This is a genomic window from Nostoc sp. LPT (assembly GCF_017115165.1).
In the GTDB taxonomy this organism is placed as follows: domain Bacteria; phylum Cyanobacteriota; class Cyanobacteriia; order Cyanobacteriales; family Nostocaceae; genus Nostoc.
The window spans coordinates 1-19,269 of record NZ_JABXKF010000018.1 but is presented as its reverse complement, the minus strand read 5'-3'; the positions used below and the strand labels follow the sequence as shown (position 1 = coordinate 19,269).

The window sequence follows — 19,269 nt, the reverse complement described above, 5'->3', positions numbered from 1 at the left end:
TGCCAAATACGGCTTTAGAAAGTCTGTTCTTGTTTTAGATTACAGGATAGTGCAGCAAATCTGAAAGTCTAAAAGCATAAAAATGGACTTTTTCAGTATTTCTGTCTTGAATAGGTTACATCGTGCATTTTGATGTTATAAAATGCTTTGGGAATAATTGTGACTATAGCTTAGTGACACCAACTAGGTAAAATGTTATTTGCGGCAATAGTATTAAAGCAGGTGTATCCAGCCCGTGAAGTTATTCGTATACCACACTCCTGAACTGACTCCAACGGATAAAGCGCCAGAATGTGCGATCGCAGTCGATGTCTTGCGAGCCACTAGCACAATTGCGACTGTCTTGGCATCTGGAGGCGAAGCTGTACAAGTATTCAGCGATTTAGATCGGTTAATTGAAGTTAGCGAAAAATGGCCCCCTGAAAAACGTCTGCGGGCTGGAGAACGCGGCGGCGCGAAAGTAGCTGGTTTTGAGTTGGGTAACTCTCCCCTCGACTGCACACCAGAATTAGTCCAAGGGCGGCGTTTGTTTATTAGTACCACAAATGGCACTCGTGCCTTACAACGGGTACAAGACTCTCCAAATGTATTAGCAGCAGCCTTGATTAACCGGGCGGCGGTGGTGCAATTTCTCTTAGATAAGCAACCAGAGACAGTGTGGATTGTCGGTTCTGGTTGGGAAGGCAGTTTTTCTTTAGAAGATACAGTATGTGCGGGTGCGATCGCTCATAGTATTTTGCAACAAAGCAACTTGTCCCCAGAAGAACTCGCTGGTAACGATGAAGTAATTAGTGCGATCGCTCTTTACTCTCAATGGCAAGATAACTTATTAGGATTACTTCACCAAGCTAGTCACGGACAACGATTGTTGCGTCTTGACTGTCAAGAAGATTTAAAATATTGTTCTCAAACTGATATTTTAGATGTTTTGCCCATGCAACATGAAACTGGAGTATTAAAAAGGGGATAGGGACTGGGGACTGGGGACTGGGGAGTAGTTGGAGTAAGTTTTTCCCTTCTGCTCCTGTGCAGCTCTGCCTCTTGTGCCCTATGCCCTATGCCCTATGCCCTATGCCCTATGCCCTATGCCCTATGCCCTATGCCCCATGCTCAATTTTCAAATCTGTGAGCATTTGCCCAAGTCTTTGTCGCCAATGAGAAGGATAAGTCCCTAAAATTGCGGAAATTTTTCCACAAGCAAGGATGGAATAAGCAGGGCGACGGGCTGGTGTCGGATATTCGGCAGTTGTAATGGGGACAATACGTTCAACTTTCAAAGGGAAGCCTAGTTGTTGTGCTTCTTCAAAAATAGCAACGGCAAAGTCATACCAGCTAGCAACGCCGCTATTAGTGTAGTGATAAATGCCGCTAATTTCTGGGGTTAACTGGGGAATCATCTGGGCTATAACTGCGGCTATATCTTGTGCCCAAGTTGGGCTACCAATTTGATCGGCAACAACACGGAGTTCTTGGCGTTCTGCACCTAGTCGGAGCATGGTTTTGACAAAGTTACTTTTGCCAAAGGTTCCATAAACCCAAGCAGTGCGGAGAATGAGATGATGGGTGCAAGTTTGCCGAATTGCTTCTTCTCCAGCAAGTTTAGTTTTACCGTAGACACTCAAAGGATTAGTCGCATCGGTTTCCTGGTAAGGGCTACACCCATTACCATCAAAAACGTAATCGGTCGAAATATGAATTAGAAAAGCTCCTAATTTTTGGCTTTCTTGGGCAAGAATTAGGGGCGCAGTCGCATTAATAGCGGTAGCAAGTTCGGGTTCGCTTTCGGCTTTGTCTACAGCAGTGTAAGCGGCGGCGTTAATGATGATTTGCGGCTGCTTGGATCTAATAACATTGCGGAGGGTATCGGGTTGGGCAAGGTCTACTGTTGGGCGTGCTACTGAGATAATATCACCATAGTAGGATGGGAGTATTTGTTGTAGTTCTTTACCAACTTGACCATTGCTACCAATTAGCAGAATTGATTGACTCATAGTCATTTGTCATTTGTCATTTGTCATTTGTCCAAGAGAAGTCACGCCCACTCTTTAACATAGTTTGAATTAGTCCGATGAAAGACAAAATTTTTCCGCCCACCATAAAAGTAAGCTTAGGGTATCACAAGAGACGGGGTATCTACCAATGACCAATGACCAATGACCAATGACCAATGACCAATGACCAATGACTACTTAATCAAATATTTCAGCAGTTTTCAAAGGTTTACCAGCTTGGTCTTTAGCTGATAAAATCGGTGGCGCACTTAGGGGCCAATCTATCGCTAAATCTGGATCGTTCCATAGAATTGTGCGATCGCTTTGAGGCGCGTAATAATCTGTAGTTTTGTAGAGAACTTCGGCTATTTCTGAAAGCACGAGGAAACCATGAGCAAAGCCTGGTGGTATCCACAGTAAGCGTTTGTTTTCAGCACTGAGTTCAGAACCTACCCACTTACCAAAAGTAGCCGAGCTTTTTCTAATGTCTACGGCTACGTCAAAGATAGTACCGACAACAACACGAATAAGTTTACCTTGAGGTTGTTGGATTTGGTAGTGCAATCCACGTAAGACGTTTTGCTTAGAGCAAGAGTGGTTATCTTGGACGAAGTTCGTAACAATTCCTATCTCTTGAGCAAATTTTTGGAGGTTGTAAGCTTCAAAAAAGAAACCGCGATCGTCTCCAAATACTTGGGGTTCGAGTTGGATAACTTCGGGAATTTTGGTATGTACAATGCTCATTAATATTACAAGTAATGTGCCACAGTCTTAATTTTGAGACTAATTTAATACTTGTATTTTACAGATATTAGAATTAAGATTTTGCCTGTGTTTTTTTTGTTTTGAATAAGTAAATCACGTTAGTTCAATTTGACAGTCATCACCAATCATAAATCGTAAGGCTTTAGGGCGACGAGGTGCAAGACTCAATTGTGCCCTTTGTCCAATCACGCTATCAATAATACGCTGATGGATTCCGGCAATTTTAGCACCTTCTAAAATAACGCTGTGTTCTAAATCAGTATCAATGAGTGTGACATTGTTAGCGATGCTACTATAAGGGCCAATAAAGCAGTTTTCTAAATGACAATTGCTACCAATGACTACTGGCCCCCGAATTGTGCAGTTAATTACTTTAGATTTTGCACCGATTTGGACTCGTCCAATAATCTGACTTTGGGCATCGATTTCGCCCACAACTAATGCTGTTAGATAGGTATCGAGAATCAATCTATTAGCTTCTAATAAATCATCTTTTTTACCAGTATCTAACCACCAGCCTTGGAGATTGTGGGCTACTACCTGCTTTTGCTGATTAATCAGGTATTGAATAGCATCAGTGATTTCCAACTCGCCTCTGGTGGAAGGTTGGATATTTGCGATCGCATCATAAATCAGGTGAGAAAAGAAATAAACCCCTACTAATGCCAGATTTGAAGGAGGAACTTTGGGTTTTTCAATTAACTGTAATACCCGTCCTGTTTCATCCATCTGAGCCACACCAAAGGCACTAGGGTTAGCAACTGAACGTAAGAGAATCAAAGCATCTGGCTGTTGTTGGCTAAATTGTTGCAGAAAGTAACGTAACTCACCTAGTTGAATCAGGTTATCGCCCAAGTACATGACAAAGGGAGAATCTCCTAAAAAAGGACGAGCGACTTGGACGGCGTGAGCAAGTCCAAGTGGCTGGTCTTGTATGATGTAGGTGATGTTCGCTCCAAAGTTTTCTCCATTTCCGGTTTTCCCTTGGACTTCTGCTCCGGTTTCTGGACTGATGATGATGCCAATATCAGTAATACCAGCCGCGACCATCTCTTCAATGCCATACCATAAAACAGGTTTGTTAGCAACTGGTACAAGTTGTTTTGCCCCACTGTAGGTAAGGGGACGTAAGCGTGTACCTTTACCACCAGAAAGAATGAGTGCTTTCATCAGGATTTAGGATTAATTACAAGTCATTAGTCAAGATAATCTGAAATCTTGAGAAAATCCCAAATCATTGCATTTAAATTATGGTGTCAGTATGATGTTAGTTTGGATGTACCCTAATTTAATTGAAAGGATTAACAGAATTTGAGCAGTTTAGGCTCCTTGCGTCTGGCAATAATTAGCAATCCTCGATCGGGTAACACTTGGCTACGAAAAATGCTGGCAGCCAGTTATGAAATGGCTGAACTGGCGGTGCATCATCCAGCTGACATTTCCTGGCACTTGCTACCAGCAAGATTAGTGCTTCAGATTCATTGGCACAGAAGTGATGATTTAGTTTCATTGCTAGCCGAGCAAGGATTTCGTGTGGTAGCTCTTGCCCGCCATCCCTTAGATGTATTGATTTCTATTCTGCATTTTGCCCGCTACGAACCGGAAACTGCCAGCTGGCTAAAAGGTAAAGGGGGAACTGAGATTTCCATCCTTGAGAAAACGCCACTTAGCGCAGAGTTTATCAACTATGCCACTGGAAGTAGAGCAGCAGCACTTCTATCGATTAGCCCGGAATGGTGGAGGCGAGAAGACACGTTGAAAGTTCGTTACGAAAATCTGGTGAATGATGCGGTCAAAGAACTTTCCCAGTTTAACGAACAACTGGGGCTGACCCCAGTCAAGCCTATATTAGATGTGGTTTCGTTGCATTCCATTGATCGCCTCCGCACCATGAGTACAAACAATCACTTCTGGCAGGGAAAGTATGCTCTCTGGAAGAAGCTTCTTACAGCACCGGTTGCTCAAGAGATTGCTTTTGCCCATCAAAGCGTGTTAGCTAAACTTGAGTATGTGTGTAATGTTGACCCGACTCTAACCGAAGAGCAAGCGATCGCTAACTGGAATGCTATTGCAGTAAAGAACTAAGCTTACCCCGCAGTGCCTCTATTTTCTTCTAGAAATCAGCCATTATAGGTACTGCTTGAGAACTTCGGCGGTGGTAAGTCCTGTTTTTGCCCAGCTGAACTGACTGGCGCGGTTGAGGCCAAGGGTACGTAGATGCGATCGCAATTCTGAATGAGTTGCGATCGCCTGCATTGCCTCTGTAATTTCTTCGGTGTTGTAGGGATTGATTAAAATTGCCGCATCGCCAGCCACTTCAGGTAAGGAGGAGAGATTGGAGGTAATGACGGGAGTACCACAAGCCATTGCTTCGAGGACAGGTAAACCAAAACCTTCCCAGAGACTGGGGAAAACTAGAGCGATCGCTTCATTGATGATTTTTGGCAATTCGCTGTAAGGAACATAATCAAGGAACTTTACCTGATTAGTTACACCCAATTCTGCAACTTGCACTTTTAAAGTCGGGGTGTAACGCGAATCAATTGGCCCTACTAACCATAGTTCATAGTCTTTGCAATTAGGTAACGCCGCAAAAGCACTGATGAGTCGCTGGATGTTTTTGTAAGGATCTTGGCGACCAATATAGAGAAAGTAGTTGTGGGTAGGTAGATTGAGAGGAAGGAAGTGAGTGCGATCGTGCGCTAAAAGAATCGGAGTAATTTTACTGGCGGGAATTTGGTAAAAATCGGTGATATCTTTAGCCGTAGTCTGGGAGATGCAAATAATGTGTTGTGCTTGCTTAAGAATTTGGGGAGTGTAGTAGCGGTGGTAGGCTGTGAGTGGTGAAAAACGTTTGGCAAAGCGCAACGGTATCATATCAAAAGATGTGACAACAAAACGACAGTCAGTATAAAGGGGTGCTTCCGGTAGCGGGGAGAATAAAAGACTTGATTTAAGGTTTTTATATATTTGTGGTAGTTGAAATTGCGTCCAGAAGAGGCGGTTAAAATGACCTTTAGTGCCGTGGTTTGGGGTTAAGTTTGACGGAATTGGATAGCAGTCAAAATCGGGATATTTTTGCACTACTAATAGAGTGGGTTGCAAAGATTTTAAATAAGGAAAAATGTTTTGAGCATAGTTGCCTATACCCGTTGGTTGAGACAAGAGAATAGATAAGTTAATAATTAATTGGTTAGAAGAAACATTATCTACTATATTCATTTAGGATTTTTTTCTTTAGCTAGAAAAATAATAATTTTGATATTATTAAAAATTACATAATATAGCCGTAGCCACATAGGTTAGGACAATATTAATTGCTAAAAGCCTTGATTTAACTGGGCTTCTACTCAGCACTCAGCACTTTGCTATACTACGGCAACTTAAGAATCGTAGCTTCTTACACAGCTTTTCTGATGATCATACCAAAGGATGTCGAAGCGAAACGACCGACTAATAATTTTAAATGTGCTTCTTGTGGTATGTCATGTATTTGACTGTAATATGGAGGAATATCAATAAATTTATCTAACACGCGAGAACCAATATTGAAATTTAGGGGTACTACTTGATGTCCTGCCGCAGTTAGTTTTTTAGCAATTTGTTCAAAATCTTTTTTTCTAAAAAGTACTGTTCCCTTGTTGTCAATAGTTTCTTCTTCTTCTAAATAATTAAATTCTGTCGTTTGTATACTTATTCCTCCAGGAACTAGAGTTTTTAAAGAATTTTCGATAAATAGAAGTCCATTTTTAATGCTACCTAGATGTTCTAATGCACAAGCAGACCAGCAGAAATCATATTTACCTTCTAAGTAAGCAGGAATAGCATTCATATCGACATACTTTAGACTCACATTTTTAGTAAATAGTTCTTTTGTACATAACTCAGGACGGAATATCTTTTCTAAAGAAGACATATTTTGTTTAGTTTCTATCCAACCCTGTGCAGCTGATGCTGTTGGATCTAAATCTGTAGCCGTAATCGCAATATCATAAGCAGCAAGAATACTTGGCAGAGGTTCTTCACCACAACCAAAACCTAAACCTTTACGTCCAGGAGTAAGTAAATCGTATTCATATAATGCTTGTAAAATATAGCAAAATTCCCATAACTTCCGATGGTATGCTACAGGCATTTTCATCTCTTGACACCAGTATAAAAACCAATCTGATTCAATATCATTTTGTTGACAAGCTTTGGATTGTAAGTTAATTTTTTGTGGTGATAAATTACTAGATATTGTCAACTGCTCGCGCAAATGACGAGCATATTCATAGCCGAAAGTTTTAATATTCAAGCTTATAGCATCTGTTTTTTTCAATAACCTTAATAGATTCAATATAGCTTTTACGATTTGTGATACTTTATCTAACATAATTTTCGACTTGCTTTTTAGTTTGTTATGTAAAATTTAATTTCTTAATTTTGGTCTTTTATCAAAATTATTACTGACAACAAAAAAGTTTATTAGTAGTTTATTTAACAAATAATAGGATAATATGATGTCCACCAAATCACCCATAATAACCGGAACCCCACCCCGCAAAAGCTGCGCTTTAGCTCCCCTCCCGAAGAGCGGGGAGGCGTTGGGGGTGGGGTTCTTTTATTATGGGTGATTTGGCGGACATGATATAATATATCACTTTTATAAACTGTGGTTTGGTGTTAATTTTGATGAATTTCCATAGTATTTATAGCCAGAAATTGACTGTGAAGTTAATAATGTCAGTTTGAGAAATTGCAGATTTGCAGGAATATTGAAAGCCTAAGTTGTTATACCTGTGGGTTTCTTAGACAAAAAAGATAGATTGGACAACAAATTTTTAAGCTTTTATTTCAACTGAATTTAATTATACAAACAAGAGAGAAACTCTTCAGCAGATTCTTGCCATGAAAATGGTACATACTCATTTCTTATGCGCTCTACCAAATTATTGTAGTAAATATCTGAATCAAGTAGCTCTTTTAAAGCTTCATACAGTTCTGTTGGTTGAGTAGGAGAGAAATATCTACAAAAATCGCCTCCTACTTCAGGCAAAGAGCCACCATTGCTGGCAATTACAGGTTTACAGTGTTGTAGTGCTTCTACCACAGGTAATCCAAATCCTTCATAAAAGGAGGCTTGAACTAAACAGTAACAGTTTTGATAGAGAAAATCTAGTTGAGCATCGGTAACAGAACCTAGTATTTCTATGAGCTTGCTATACATTTTATTAGATTCTATCAAATTATCAGTTTCTGAGTCCCAACCTTTATTACCTGCAAAAACTAAAAATACATCATCATAACTAGAACTTATCAATAAATCAAAGGCTGCAATGATAGTTTTAATATTTTTATGAGGCACTAAGCTTCCAACTACTAAAATATATTTATTGTTAAGGAATTTCTGCAATCTTACATCTTTGTAATTTTTTTCATTTAGCAACAAATTATGTTTATAATAATTACCGCCCAAACGAAAGCTTTGAACAATTTGTGAGTTATTATTAGCTAGTATTCCTTGATTTCTTGCATTAATATAATCTTCAGCACTCCTCTGAGAAATACATAATACTTTATCGAATAAAATAGAATAATCGGTGTAAAATTTTGTAAAAGCTTTAGTAAATCTCTTGGAAGAAAACTCTGGGAATTTTATTGGAATGAGATCATAACATATAACTACAATAGTAACTCTATGCTTTTTTAAGAGTTGTAAAAATCGGTAGTAAGTTTTAGGTAGATCCCAATTAGCATCAGCTATCACATAAATATCTCCTGACTGGACTATAGAATCTTCAAATTCAAGGAAAACTTTTTTGTTTGCTGAATTGGAATCAAACCAATCAATTAAATTTAATATATACAAAAAATTTATAAATTTATTTTTCAGCTTCAAAAGTAGAGATTGAACTTTTATATTTATTTTACTTAGAGCGAGATATTTATTAACCTTAACAAAATGATCATCTTGCTCTTTATTAAGATTAGTCACTCTCCTCATAAAACTACCATCAAACATAACCGCTACTATTTCTATCTCTGTGCAGTTTGAGCTTATTTGCAATAATTCAGAAGTTAGCTCTCGAACTACTCGATGGATTCCAGTATTTTTATATGTATGTTTTGCAGTGTGAGTACAATCTATAAATATCCTCATTCTAAAACCTACTTAAAAATATTTTTATTGTCAATTGTTAATAAGTTTTTTACTTAAAAAACTTACCTAAGAAAATCCATAACTAAAAAACTCAGTAGTTACATTCTTAGGTAAGCTATTTGACTTTTTTCCTAGTCTCAAGTTAATGGTTATTTATGATTAAGAAGCTAAAAAGCTAACTGCTTAATTTCTTAAGGTCATAATCAACCATTAACTCAACCAATTGATTAAAAGAGTATTGAGGCTGCCAACCTATTCCCATTTTAATTTTCTCAATGCAACCAACTAACTGCACTGGTTCATCAGCGCGATAAAAAGCGGGGTCAACCGAGACATAATCTTGCCAATTAAGCCCAACACAGTCAAAAGCACACTCAACAAGTTCTTTAACAGAGTAGGTTTCACCACTGGCAATGAGGTAGTCATCAGGTTGTTCCTGCTGCAACATCAGCCACATAGCATAAACAGCATCTTTGGCGTAGCACCAATCACGACGGGCATCTAGGTTGCCTAATTTTAGTTCATTTGTCAAACCTAATTTAATTTGGGCAACTGCGTGCGTGATTTTGCGAAATACAAATTCTGTCCCGCGTCGAGGTGATTCATGAGTATAAGTAATACCACAACAGTTGTAAAGGTTGTATTTCTGCCGATAGTTGACAGTCATCCAATGAGCATAAGCTTTGGCAACTCCATAAGGATTCCGGGGACGAAAGGCAGTGCGTTCGGTTTGGGGCGATTCGTCAGGCTGACCAAAAACTTCACTACTAGATGCTTGATAGAATCTGGCATCAGGTTTGCAGCGACGAATAGATTCTAAGAGGCGGGAGACACCGAGAGCTGTATATTCAGCAGTAAGAGCAGGTTGTGTCCAAGAGAGTGGAACGTAGCTTTGAGAGGCGAGATTGTATATTTCATCTGGTTGGCATTCGCTTACTACATCCATGAGGGATGATTGATCGAGGAGGTCGCCAGATACGATTTGAATGTCGCCATAAAGGTGGGTGATACGCTCTAGATTGCTGGTGCTAGAACGACGGACTAGACCAAAGACTTGGTAGCCTTTTGCTATGAGTAGTTCGGCAAGATATGAACCATCCTGTCCGGTTAACCCGGTGATTAGGGCTTTTTTTGTTGTCATGCTCACTTTTTGTTACAATATGTTTCTTCTCTGGAAATACTCAATTATAGCGTTGATACTTTTGGTTTAATACCAACTAAAACTGGATATACTCCTAGCGATAAAACTCGAAACTCTAGTATAGATGTTGTATCTATAATAAACTTCAGTTTTGTCTTTTCTTTCTTTAAGATATCTCTTAGAGTAAGTTCTTTTTTGGCTAAAACTAGCGCACCAGAATTAGTAGAAATATCTGCGATCGCTACAACTAAATCTAGATTCCTTTTAGATATTTCATTATCATCATCAAAGGCAAAGAGTTCAAATTCAACTAAATATTTACCTTTGCAATAATAATCGTAAGGGCCAAAAATTGCAAATCCTTGTCCATCATCAGGATTTACAATTACAAAATACTCTTGCTTGATTTCGATTATTGAACCAATACCATGAAAAATTACCTCATTTTTCATTTTTTGGTTTTCCAGATAAAACTCCTGCATTCGCTTAATTAGAGTTTTATCTGCAAGATCAATCTCTTGAATTTTTTGACATGTTACCCACCAAACAAAGCAATTTTGCGGATCTTGATTAATTGCATTTTCAGTATCTTCTTGATATAAATTTATTTCTAAACAAGGTTCAATATATTTGCCAAATAAATTAGGTGGGATTCCTAACAAGTCTGTTGGAATCAAACCATATGAATCTTTAATTTCAAAACCTGCAATCCGTAAAAGCTCACACGCTTGTTGAAAACTTAGTTCATGTATGTGTTCTGGTTGCTTCCATCCATATGTATTAGTAACAGTATAATTTGGACTATCAAGTACAAAAATCCCATTTGATTTAAGTACTCTATTTACTTCTAACAGGAAAGTTACCTGCGATTCCCAAGATATATGTTCAATAAATTGACCAGCAAATACTAAGTCAAAGCTTTGTGACTTTATTAAGCTTAGATCATCCCCATCATGTTGAATCCAAGTTACATTATTTGGTAAATCTAGTGGCTTTGGATTTAAATCTATACCAGTGTGATTTTCAATAGAGTAAGGGTAAAACTTATCGAACCACTCGAAGTACCAATTTCCAGCACATCCAATGCTTAATATTTCTTTAGATTGTGGTATCTTTCCAAGACAAATAGAGCGACGTTCGTGTAGAAAATCATTAAAGTTCAGTTTTTTTCGCACACAAGTCTGCATTTGTGTAGCAGTCTTATTTAGATTAAGAACTTCAACTACTTGCTGTTCTTGCTTATACAAGTTATCAATAGCTCTAGCAAAAGTAGTAAGTACTTTCTTAGATGCATTAGGTATAACTTTAGCTAATTCACGTCCTACATAATCAGCAAGTTTTTTGCTTTTTGCTTGAGGCGAAGAAAGTATTTGCTGAATAAATTCTGTATATAAATCAGCACATTTGTCTGGAGAATGTTCTTTAGCAATATACTTATATGCATTTTCGCTCAAGGATTTTCTGTAGTCTGAGTTTTGAGTTAGTAGAATAAGAGATTTCAATATCTCTTCTACTTCATCACTTTGTCCAGGATTGGGTATTTTGAACACCACATCATTGGGAAAATCAGAGAAGGAACCGATATCTGTAACAATAGTAGGCTTACCAACAGACAAAATTCGCAGAAGTGATGCAGAGCTTTCTCCATTAAAAGGAAATCTTAAGTTGAGGCATATATCTGATACTTCTATATAACGGTAAAAGTCCAGCATCTTGACATAGCCAGTAACTTTTACTTGACCTTGTAAACTTAGTTTTCTAATTTCATCTTCTATATTAATTGTACCAAGGTAATCAGTACCACCCACAAATACTAAGTAAGCACTAGGTTGAGTTACAAGATACTTCTTAAATGCATAAAGAATTTGTAGCGGGCGTTTAGTACTACTTATAAATCCAAAGGTTGAAATTATAATTCTATCGTTCGGAATACCTAACTTTTGACGCTCATCCATAACAGACTTTTTACCAAAAGTAAACTTGGGTACTGCCTGTGGTATGTGAACAATGCAGTCATTGTCATTAGTAAATTCTTTAATAGCACAGTTGTAAGCCCATTTGCTGTGCAATATCACTCCTAGAGAACGTGTAAAAATCCTTCTATTTATATAAATATCTGCTTGAGATAACTTCTCATGAATATTCAACTCCCCTGTTTTCAAAAGTTGCAATATTATTACCGCTCTATCTTTTCCATAATTGTGTTCTAATTCTTTAGAAAATTTAATACCAAGTTCTGGACAATGAGCTTCCATATAATTAATTAGTCCTCCCAGGTAATAGTCATGCAACACGGATATTCCAGAATATCTCATTAATTGGGAGTACATATAAGAATGGTAACTACTATTTCCTATCTGGTAAATAATACCTTCATATACTTGAGATTTTAATCTTTCTTCAAATTTAGTATGAGAAAATAAGTTATTACTGATGTTAATATCGGGCAAATAACTATCATCATGGTATAAATCAAGGTTAATGTGTTGTCCCAATGATGGTAACAAGTCTCGACTATAGTCTGCTATACCAGATTTAGCTGGTGGGAATGGGCTAAAAAAAGCTATTTGTGGCTTTTGATTAACTGAAATAGATACTTTATTTAATAGCTGATGCTCTTGAAATACATCAAGCATATTTTTAGCAACAGATTGCCAAGAAAATTTTGCTGATTGCTGAAGTGCATCCTCTGAGATTTTTGTTCTAAGGTTCTCATCAGATAGAACTTTTTGCATTATCCCAGCCATATCAGAAGGTGAGTATGGATCGAACAGTAATTCATCAGAACCTAAAATTTCTGGCAAAGATGAGCTATTACTTGCAATCGATGGTGCGCCACATGAAATAGCCTCAAGTAACGGTAAACCAAAGCCTTCATAAAAAGAAGGAAAAACGAATAGAGAGCAGGTTGAGTATAAAGCTCTTAATTCTTCATCTGTAACATAATTTGTTAATATTATAGATTTATTAATTCCTAATTTTGACGCCAAACTAGTTATTTCTTTGCTAAAATGGTCAGAAACTTTGCAGGCAACTACTAATTGGTAACATTCTTGCAAATTCTTGGGTAAGGCAGAAAAAGCAGTGACTAGCCCTTCAATGTTCTTTCGCCAATCTTCGCCTCCTGTATAAAGAACAAATTTTTTGTAAATACCAAACTTCCTTGCAAAAGTTTCGAGCCAAGCTTGCTGTTCATGAGCAGGAATTGGAGTAAAAAAAGCAGAGACACCACCCGAAACGTTTAAAACTCTCTCAGGGGGTATATCGAGGTATTTAATTACATCTTGGCGGGTAGCTTCCGAGATTGCAAATATAAAATCAGCATTTTGTATATTTTTTAAGCGCTTCATATAAAGTGAGCGCATATTTGACTCATTTAAGTATCTATCAGAAAAGATGAGAGGTATTAAATCATAGCAGATGACAAAAACTTTTTTAGGAAAATCGCTATAGTTAGGGATTGTGCATTCTAAACCCTCCATCGGGCTAGGTATAAATATTACATCAACATCTGCTGCCATTAAAACAGTTTTTAACAGTAGTTCATTAATGTCGCAACTACCAATGTATGGGTAATCTAAAGAATTATACTGAAAGTAATTTTCATCCAGTTCTGGAGATAGTAGATTACTATTCGTATATAGCTGGTAACTCAGAGTATTTTGCTGTCCAAAGAGAGCTTCTATTACAGATTGTGTATAACGACCAATACCTCTATTTCTAGAATTATTTGTTTGCAGAGCTTGAAGATCGATGGCTATTTTCATGCTGCGTCAATTTGAGATTTAATTTTTTATACAAGGTTTTTTTTACATACCAACATAGCTACTGCGCCAGGAAGGTAATTATCTGGATTATGTTCTTTTTCAGATGCTTCTAATTCATTTTCAGTAATAGTCCAAGTAAAGTCATCCTTACGTACTCCATAGGATATTTGAACTATCCTGAAATCTTGAATTAGTTTTTGTAGTGACTCTTGGTTATATATTCGATGTACTGGTGTTAAAGCTTTTTTACCATAGGGAACTGTAAGGATAAAACTACCTTCTGGTTTTAAAAGTAAACTAATCTTTTGGGCAGCTTTAATATCATAATTCTTTCCTGTTTCATCTCCATACCATCCTAAGCCAATATGTTCTAAAGTTGATAAAGCAATCACACAATCAAAACTAGCTGGCGGTAATACAGGGTTGCAAATATCAGTTTTAACAAACTTCAAGTTGGGATGAAATAAGGCTATGGGGCGAATGTCTATTGCTGTAACTGAGTAATTAAAATTAGCTAACTCATACGAAAGGAGGCTTTCGGCAGCACCTACATCCAAGACTGTTATACTGCTTGATTCATACAAACGGGCAAGAGATTGTAAAACAAAGGTCTTCTCGAATATTCTCTCATTAGTTCCTGCCCAATAAGCTTCGCCATTTTCGTGATAGCCCACAATTATTGGTTCATTGAACCATAAACCACTCGCAATTTTAGATTCTTCATTAGAAGAGGCTTGGTTCGTTACGCTGTTGTCAGCTTGTAATTCAGTAGAAATTTGCTCTATTTTCTGCTCAAGTTGAGAAAGCTGTTCTATTTTCTGCTCAAGTTGAGAAAGCTGTTCTATTTTCTGTTCTAGTTGAGGTAGTTGGTCTATTTTCTGCTCAAGTTGAGAAAGCTGTTCTATTTTCTGTTCTAGTTGAGGTAGTTGGTCTATTTTCTGCTCAAGTTGAGAAAGCTGTTCTATTTTCTGTTCTAGTTGAGGTAGTTGGTCTATTTTCTGTTCTAGTTGAGAAAGCTGTTCTATTTTCTGCTCAAGCTGAGAAAACTTCTTATTTACCTCTTTATCCCTTGTAGAATATTCATCACTTTTTTGGATTAAATTGTATAAAAGTTGTCTAACAGCAGAATTATAATAAACTTGTCTTTTCAAAATAGGCCATGCTATTTTCTTTAAAATATTTTTTAGCCATTTACGAATAGTATTTGTATATACCTCATTAAAAAATAATAAATAGTTACCATCAATTTCTGGAACATAACTATTATTTATTACTTGATGAGGCATATTTATTTTTTTGCTTGATTCATTTTCCTCATTTCCAGCCGGACGATCGAATCTAACGGATTGCTGATAAACATCACTAATACGCTCTAATATTTTTTCGTAATCCATTTGATTCTCCTAAAATTTATCATCGATCATTCTTGCCAAAAGAATACATTTTTGTTTTTAATAAATTTTATTCAAAGCCTAACTAGAATTTTTGCCATAGTCTATCTAATCATATAGTCATCCAATTCACGTCATTTACAAAATAATTTTCCTTAAGGCGGAATTACTAGTGATAAGGGGAGGATCCCAATGCAAGCTAAAAGCCACAGGACTGGGACAAAAAGCCTGTACAAACCTCTTTCCTTTGCGTTCTTCTCTGACGAGACGCTGCGCGTAGCTTGCTTCTCCGTAGGAGTATGCGTCCTTCTCCCAAGGGGAAACGCTAACGCGAAGGCGGTTTGTTATTTCATTCTCCGTCTAAGTCCAAATACCGTATAAAAATAAACTTGCACATTTGGGATGCTCCCGTGATAAATAAATAATACTTAGATAATTTACATTAAATTTTATTTACTGAGTTTAAATAGTTGTCGGCAGTTTCATCCGCGTTTCCCATAAAACGCACTTTTCCTTGATCTAACCAAATTCCTCGAACACAAGACTGTTTTATAAATTTTAAATCATGAGAAACTACTAGTACAGTAGCGTTCTGATTCCAAAATTGCTCAATTCTTCGCTTACACTTGTTTTTGAAACTTTCATCTCCTACTGACAATACTTCATCCAATATCAAAATGTCCGGCTGTATGTCGGTGGCGATCGCAAATCCTAATCGTGCTACCATTCCAGAAGATAATCCCTTCACTGGTACTAATGCATAATCTTCTAACTCTGCAAACTCTAATATTGAAAGCGTTCTTTTCCGCATTTCTGTTCGAGAATATCCCAGTAATACGCCATACAGCAAAATATTATCCATCACAGAAATTTCTGCATCAAACCCCGCTCCAAGTTCAATCAATGGAGCAATTTGACCGCGTACTCGCACCAAACCGCTGGTAGGTTGCAAAATCCCAGAAATTATCTTTAATAGTGTTGATTTACCAGAGCCATTTGCCCCTATAATACCTATTTTTTCACCTCTTTCAACAACTAAATCAATTTCATTTAGCACCTGTTTCTTCGCAGGCTGGTGATATTTACCTTCCAAAACAGATAGGAGTGTTTTCTTTAGGTCATAAGAAAACTCTTCTTGTGTCCGTCGCCACAGCGAAACTCGATCTAGGCGAATTACTTCCATCTTTTACAGCAAATCCATAAATTGATGCCGCCACAGGTGAAAACAAACCCATCCTAGTGACAAAATAATTATGCCACTGAGCAAGGCTCCCCAAATTAAACTTAAATCTGGTACAGCTCCCGATAGTGTAATCTGACGGGTACTTTCAATAATTGGTGATAAAGGATTTAACCCTAAAAATGCTTTTACTGTTTTTGGAACAATGTCTGGCGGATAAAAGACAGGACTACTGATCCAAATTACAAATATAATTAACTCATAAAAATAAGGTAAATCTCTAAAAAATACATATAAAGCGCTTACCAAAAAACCAATTCCTGTACAGACTAAAACCAGCGCTAGAAATGGAAACAGTAATGCCAGCACATTTACTAAACTTTTGGATTTAACAAAAGTTATAATTCCTAACAAGGGCAACACCCCGACGCAAAACTGAAATACATTTGCTGCAATCATTGATATTGGAAAAATACTGACTGGCAGACGAATTTTATTTAAAAGTGAGCCATTGGCCACTACGCTACTCAAAGCCTGAAAAGTAGAAGCTGAAAAAAAGTTGATTACCACTAGCCCTGTAAATGCGGCTAAGACATAGTTTGGTATTGAGTTATTGTAATACGACGAAAACGTTGTCCCAAAAATTGCAGTGTATAGCCCGGTCATAATCAACGGGTTCAAGAGTGACCAATAAACCCCCAGAAATGAACCCCGATAACGCACTTTAAGATTTCGCGCTACCAAGACGTGCAGCAATTCCCAGTAGCGCCACACTTGCAACCAAGTTGAATTACTTTTAACCGAAAGCTTCATCCTTACACACCGCTACAGATCGTAGCTAAATTATTTGCAGATTCTATACTATTGGTGGCTACTTTACCGCATTACTTTAACAATAAAAACTTTATTTTAAAAAGCATTGTTAAACACACAAGTTACTAGTTACGATTTTTATACTTTTAATCACATCCTATCCGGGCAAGACCAATTAATTTATCAATTGGTTCCTAGAACTATCTACCACAAATAATTAGGCTTTTATACCATATAATTGCTTTATAGTCAATAAAAATGTTGTTCATAGGGCGATATAAGCGCCACTCTATCTAGCGAAGCCGTGCGATCGCAGTTGTTCTTGTGACAACCACAATTGTATTTTAGTATTTATTATTACCCTAAAGTGGCAATCTACTTGGTATAAATACGCAATCAATTTTGGTGTCTTTGACCAAAAAAAGACAAACATTGAGTATGTACCTGTTTGGTTGTTGATTTAATTTTAAGCTGTTAAGTCAGGAGTTAGGAGTTATTCTTTCTCATCTCTCCCCCATCTCCACTGAATTTATGAGAGCAGAGTCACGGATTCCGCTACACTGAGACTTGGTTTATCTGAATTGTAATCAGGCATGGAAATCGGACAAAAGGTTAAAGTCTTTCGTTTGCGCGATCGCGTTTCTCCCCCACTTGTAAAAAAACTCGGGCAAGTGGGTATCATTCAAGGCTACAAAGTCACCGATGGTGCTGGGATCGGTGTAGTGGTAATGTTTGACGACAATACTTCCACTTGGTTTTTTGAAGATGAAATCAAACCTGTGTAGTAGTAAAGAACTCAGATCCGAGTTTTTCTTGATATCTGAAGTTTCAACCACAGGTTGAGAGTCTTTGTTGAGTGCTAAGTTGGAGTTGAAAAGCTCGGCGGTGAAAATAGGAATCAACTAATGGCTCTAATTTTGACATTTTTGGGCAAAGGCGGCACCGCTCGTACCAAAATTGCGATCGCCGCCGCCAAGTTATTGGCAAGTCAAGGCAAGCGCGTACTCTTAGCAGGACAAGCAGAACCAACGTTGCAAATCCTGCTGGGTACTACCGTTACTGCCGATCCCCAGGAAATCGCTCCCAATTTGCAAGTAGTCCAGTTTCAAGCATCTGTACTCCTAGAACGCAACTGGGACGAAGTGAAGAAACTTGAGGCGCAATATCTCCGCACGCCCATCTTCAAAGACGTTTTTGGTCAAGAACTGGTAGTATTGCCGGGGATGGACAACGCCCTGGCACTGAATGCTATCCGCGAATATGATGCCAGTGGCAAATATGATGCGATCGTCTACGATGGCACGGGCGACTCTTTAACGCTGCGAACGTTAGGTTTGCCAGAATCCCTGAGTTGGTATGTCCGGCGATTTCGGCAATTGTTTGTCAACTCCGATTTGGGGAAGACGATTACTGAATCACCCTTGATTCAACCGCTGATTAGCAGTTTTTTCAATATCAACTGGACAGCAGATAACTTTGCAGGGCCCACTAACCAAGTCAATAATTTCTTAGAAAATGGGAGAGCTGCTCTTGCCGATCCCAAGCGTCTCGCTGCTTTCTTAGTGACTACAGGAGATCCGATTGAGCTAGCAAATGCTCGTTATTTATGGGGTAGCGCTCAACAAATCGGTTTAACTGTCGGTGGTGTTCTGCTTGTGTCTACCGAGACAAATGTCAATCTGTCAGAGGAATTTATACCCCTACCTGTGAGCGTCGTTCCCGACTCGTCAACAGGTGATTGGCAACCACTGATAGACGCTCTACCCAACTTTGAAGCACAAGCTTTACAGGCTCCCAAACCTATTGAAATAGACATCCACAATCGTCAAGTACGCTTATTCTTGCCAGGATTTGACAAAAAGCAAGTCAAGCTCACCCAATATGGGCCAGAAGTCACGGTAGAAGCAGGAGATCAGCGGCGCAATATTCCCTTACCCCCGGCTCTGAGTGGCAGACCTGTTGCTGGAGCAAAGTTTCAGAATAATTATTTGATAATTTCGTTTTAATTTATGGGAATGGGGAATGGAGATGAGGGAGATGAGGGAGATGAGGGAGATGAGGGAGATGAGGGAGATGAGG

15 protein-coding genes are annotated in these 19,269 nt (G+C 38.1%); 4 read left to right on the top strand and 11 right to left on the bottom strand.

Annotation, left to right across the window (positions count from 1 at the left end; genetic code table 11):
- The first annotated feature begins 235 nt into the window (after positions 1 to 235).
- Positions 236 to 970: a 2-phosphosulfolactate phosphatase family protein gene (locus tag HWQ58_RS03440; RefSeq protein ID WP_292857763.1), complete on the top strand. Its 735-nt coding sequence runs from the start codon at positions 236 to 238 to the stop codon at positions 968 to 970.
- 127 nt (positions 971 to 1,097) lie between these two features.
- Here the strand turns inward: HWQ58_RS03440 and rfbD are convergent, their stop codons facing one another.
- From rfbD to HWQ58_RS03425, 3 genes are all read right to left on the bottom strand, one after another.
- Positions 1,098 to 1,991 carry a dTDP-4-dehydrorhamnose reductase gene (rfbD, locus tag HWQ58_RS03435; protein ID WP_292857791.1) on the bottom strand — a complete coding sequence of 298 codons (894 nt, stop codon included), beginning with the start codon at positions 1,989 to 1,991 and terminating at the stop codon, positions 1,098 to 1,100.
- Between the two features lie 198 nt (positions 1,992 to 2,189).
- Positions 2,190 to 2,735 carry a dTDP-4-dehydrorhamnose 3,5-epimerase gene (rfbC, locus tag HWQ58_RS03430; RefSeq protein ID WP_292857760.1) on the bottom strand — a complete coding sequence of 182 codons (546 nt, stop codon included), beginning with the start codon at positions 2,733 to 2,735 and terminating at the stop codon, positions 2,190 to 2,192.
- 114 nt (positions 2,736 to 2,849) lie between these two features.
- The gene (locus HWQ58_RS03425) at positions 2,850 to 3,926 is read right to left on the bottom strand and encodes a glucose-1-phosphate thymidylyltransferase (protein WP_292857757.1); all 1,077 of its coding nucleotides are present in this window, start codon (positions 3,924 to 3,926) and stop codon (positions 2,850 to 2,852) included.
- Positions 3,927 to 4,067: 141 nt separating this feature from the next.
- On the opposite strand from HWQ58_RS03425, the gene HWQ58_RS03420 reads away from it, so the two are divergent.
- Entirely contained in the window at positions 4,068 to 4,841 is a 774-nt protein-coding gene (locus HWQ58_RS03420) for a sulfotransferase domain-containing protein (protein WP_292857754.1), read from the top strand.
- Positions 4,842 to 4,883: 42 nt separating this feature from the next.
- Here HWQ58_RS03420 and HWQ58_RS03415 read toward each other — a convergent pair whose 3' ends face one another.
- The 8 genes from HWQ58_RS03415 to HWQ58_RS03380 form a co-directional block, all read right to left on the bottom strand.
- On the bottom strand, positions 4,884 to 5,978 hold the full coding sequence (locus tag HWQ58_RS03415) for a glycosyltransferase family 1 protein (protein WP_292857752.1): 1,095 nt from the start codon (positions 5,976 to 5,978) through the stop codon (positions 4,884 to 4,886).
- 178 nt (positions 5,979 to 6,156) lie between these two features.
- Positions 6,157 to 7,131, bottom strand: a complete 975-nt coding sequence (locus HWQ58_RS03410) for a hypothetical protein (protein ID WP_292857749.1) — start codon at positions 7,129 to 7,131, stop codon at positions 6,157 to 6,159.
- 471 nt (positions 7,132 to 7,602) lie between these two features.
- Positions 7,603 to 8,898, bottom strand: a complete 1,296-nt coding sequence (locus tag HWQ58_RS03405; RefSeq protein ID WP_292857746.1) for a glycosyltransferase family 1 protein — start codon at positions 8,896 to 8,898, stop codon at positions 7,603 to 7,605.
- Positions 8,899 to 9,073: 175 nt separating this feature from the next.
- Positions 9,074 to 10,039, bottom strand: coding sequence for a GDP-mannose 4,6-dehydratase (locus tag HWQ58_RS03400; RefSeq protein WP_292857744.1), 966 nt, complete (start codon positions 10,037 to 10,039; stop codon positions 9,074 to 9,076).
- 44 nt (positions 10,040 to 10,083) lie between these two features.
- Positions 10,084 to 13,806, bottom strand: a complete 3,723-nt coding sequence (locus tag HWQ58_RS03395) for a glycosyltransferase (protein WP_292857741.1) — start codon at positions 13,804 to 13,806, stop codon at positions 10,084 to 10,086.
- 26 nt (positions 13,807 to 13,832) lie between these two features.
- Entirely contained in the window at positions 13,833 to 15,200 is a 1,368-nt protein-coding gene (locus HWQ58_RS03390; protein WP_292857738.1) for a DUF268 domain-containing protein, read from the bottom strand.
- Positions 15,201 to 15,639: 439 nt separating this feature from the next.
- Positions 15,640 to 16,380, bottom strand: a complete 741-nt coding sequence (locus HWQ58_RS03385) for an ABC transporter ATP-binding protein (RefSeq protein WP_292857735.1) — start codon at positions 16,378 to 16,380, stop codon at positions 15,640 to 15,642.
- 3 nt (positions 16,381 to 16,383) lie between these two features.
- Complete coding sequence (locus tag HWQ58_RS03380; protein WP_292857732.1) at positions 16,384 to 17,190, bottom strand: ABC transporter permease; 807 nt, start codon at positions 17,188 to 17,190, stop codon at positions 16,384 to 16,386.
- 593 nt (positions 17,191 to 17,783) lie between these two features.
- On the opposite strand from HWQ58_RS03380, the gene HWQ58_RS03375 reads away from it, so the two are divergent.
- Positions 17,784 to 17,975: a DUF2862 domain-containing protein gene (locus HWQ58_RS03375; RefSeq protein WP_292857729.1), complete on the top strand. Its 192-nt coding sequence runs from the start codon at positions 17,784 to 17,786 to the stop codon at positions 17,973 to 17,975.
- 120 nt (positions 17,976 to 18,095) lie between these two features.
- A complete protein-coding gene (locus tag HWQ58_RS03370; RefSeq protein WP_292857726.1) occupies positions 18,096 to 19,196 on the top strand; it encodes an ArsA family ATPase in 1,101 nt (366 codons plus the stop codon).
- The last annotated feature ends 73 nt before the right edge of the window (positions 19,197 to 19,269 follow it).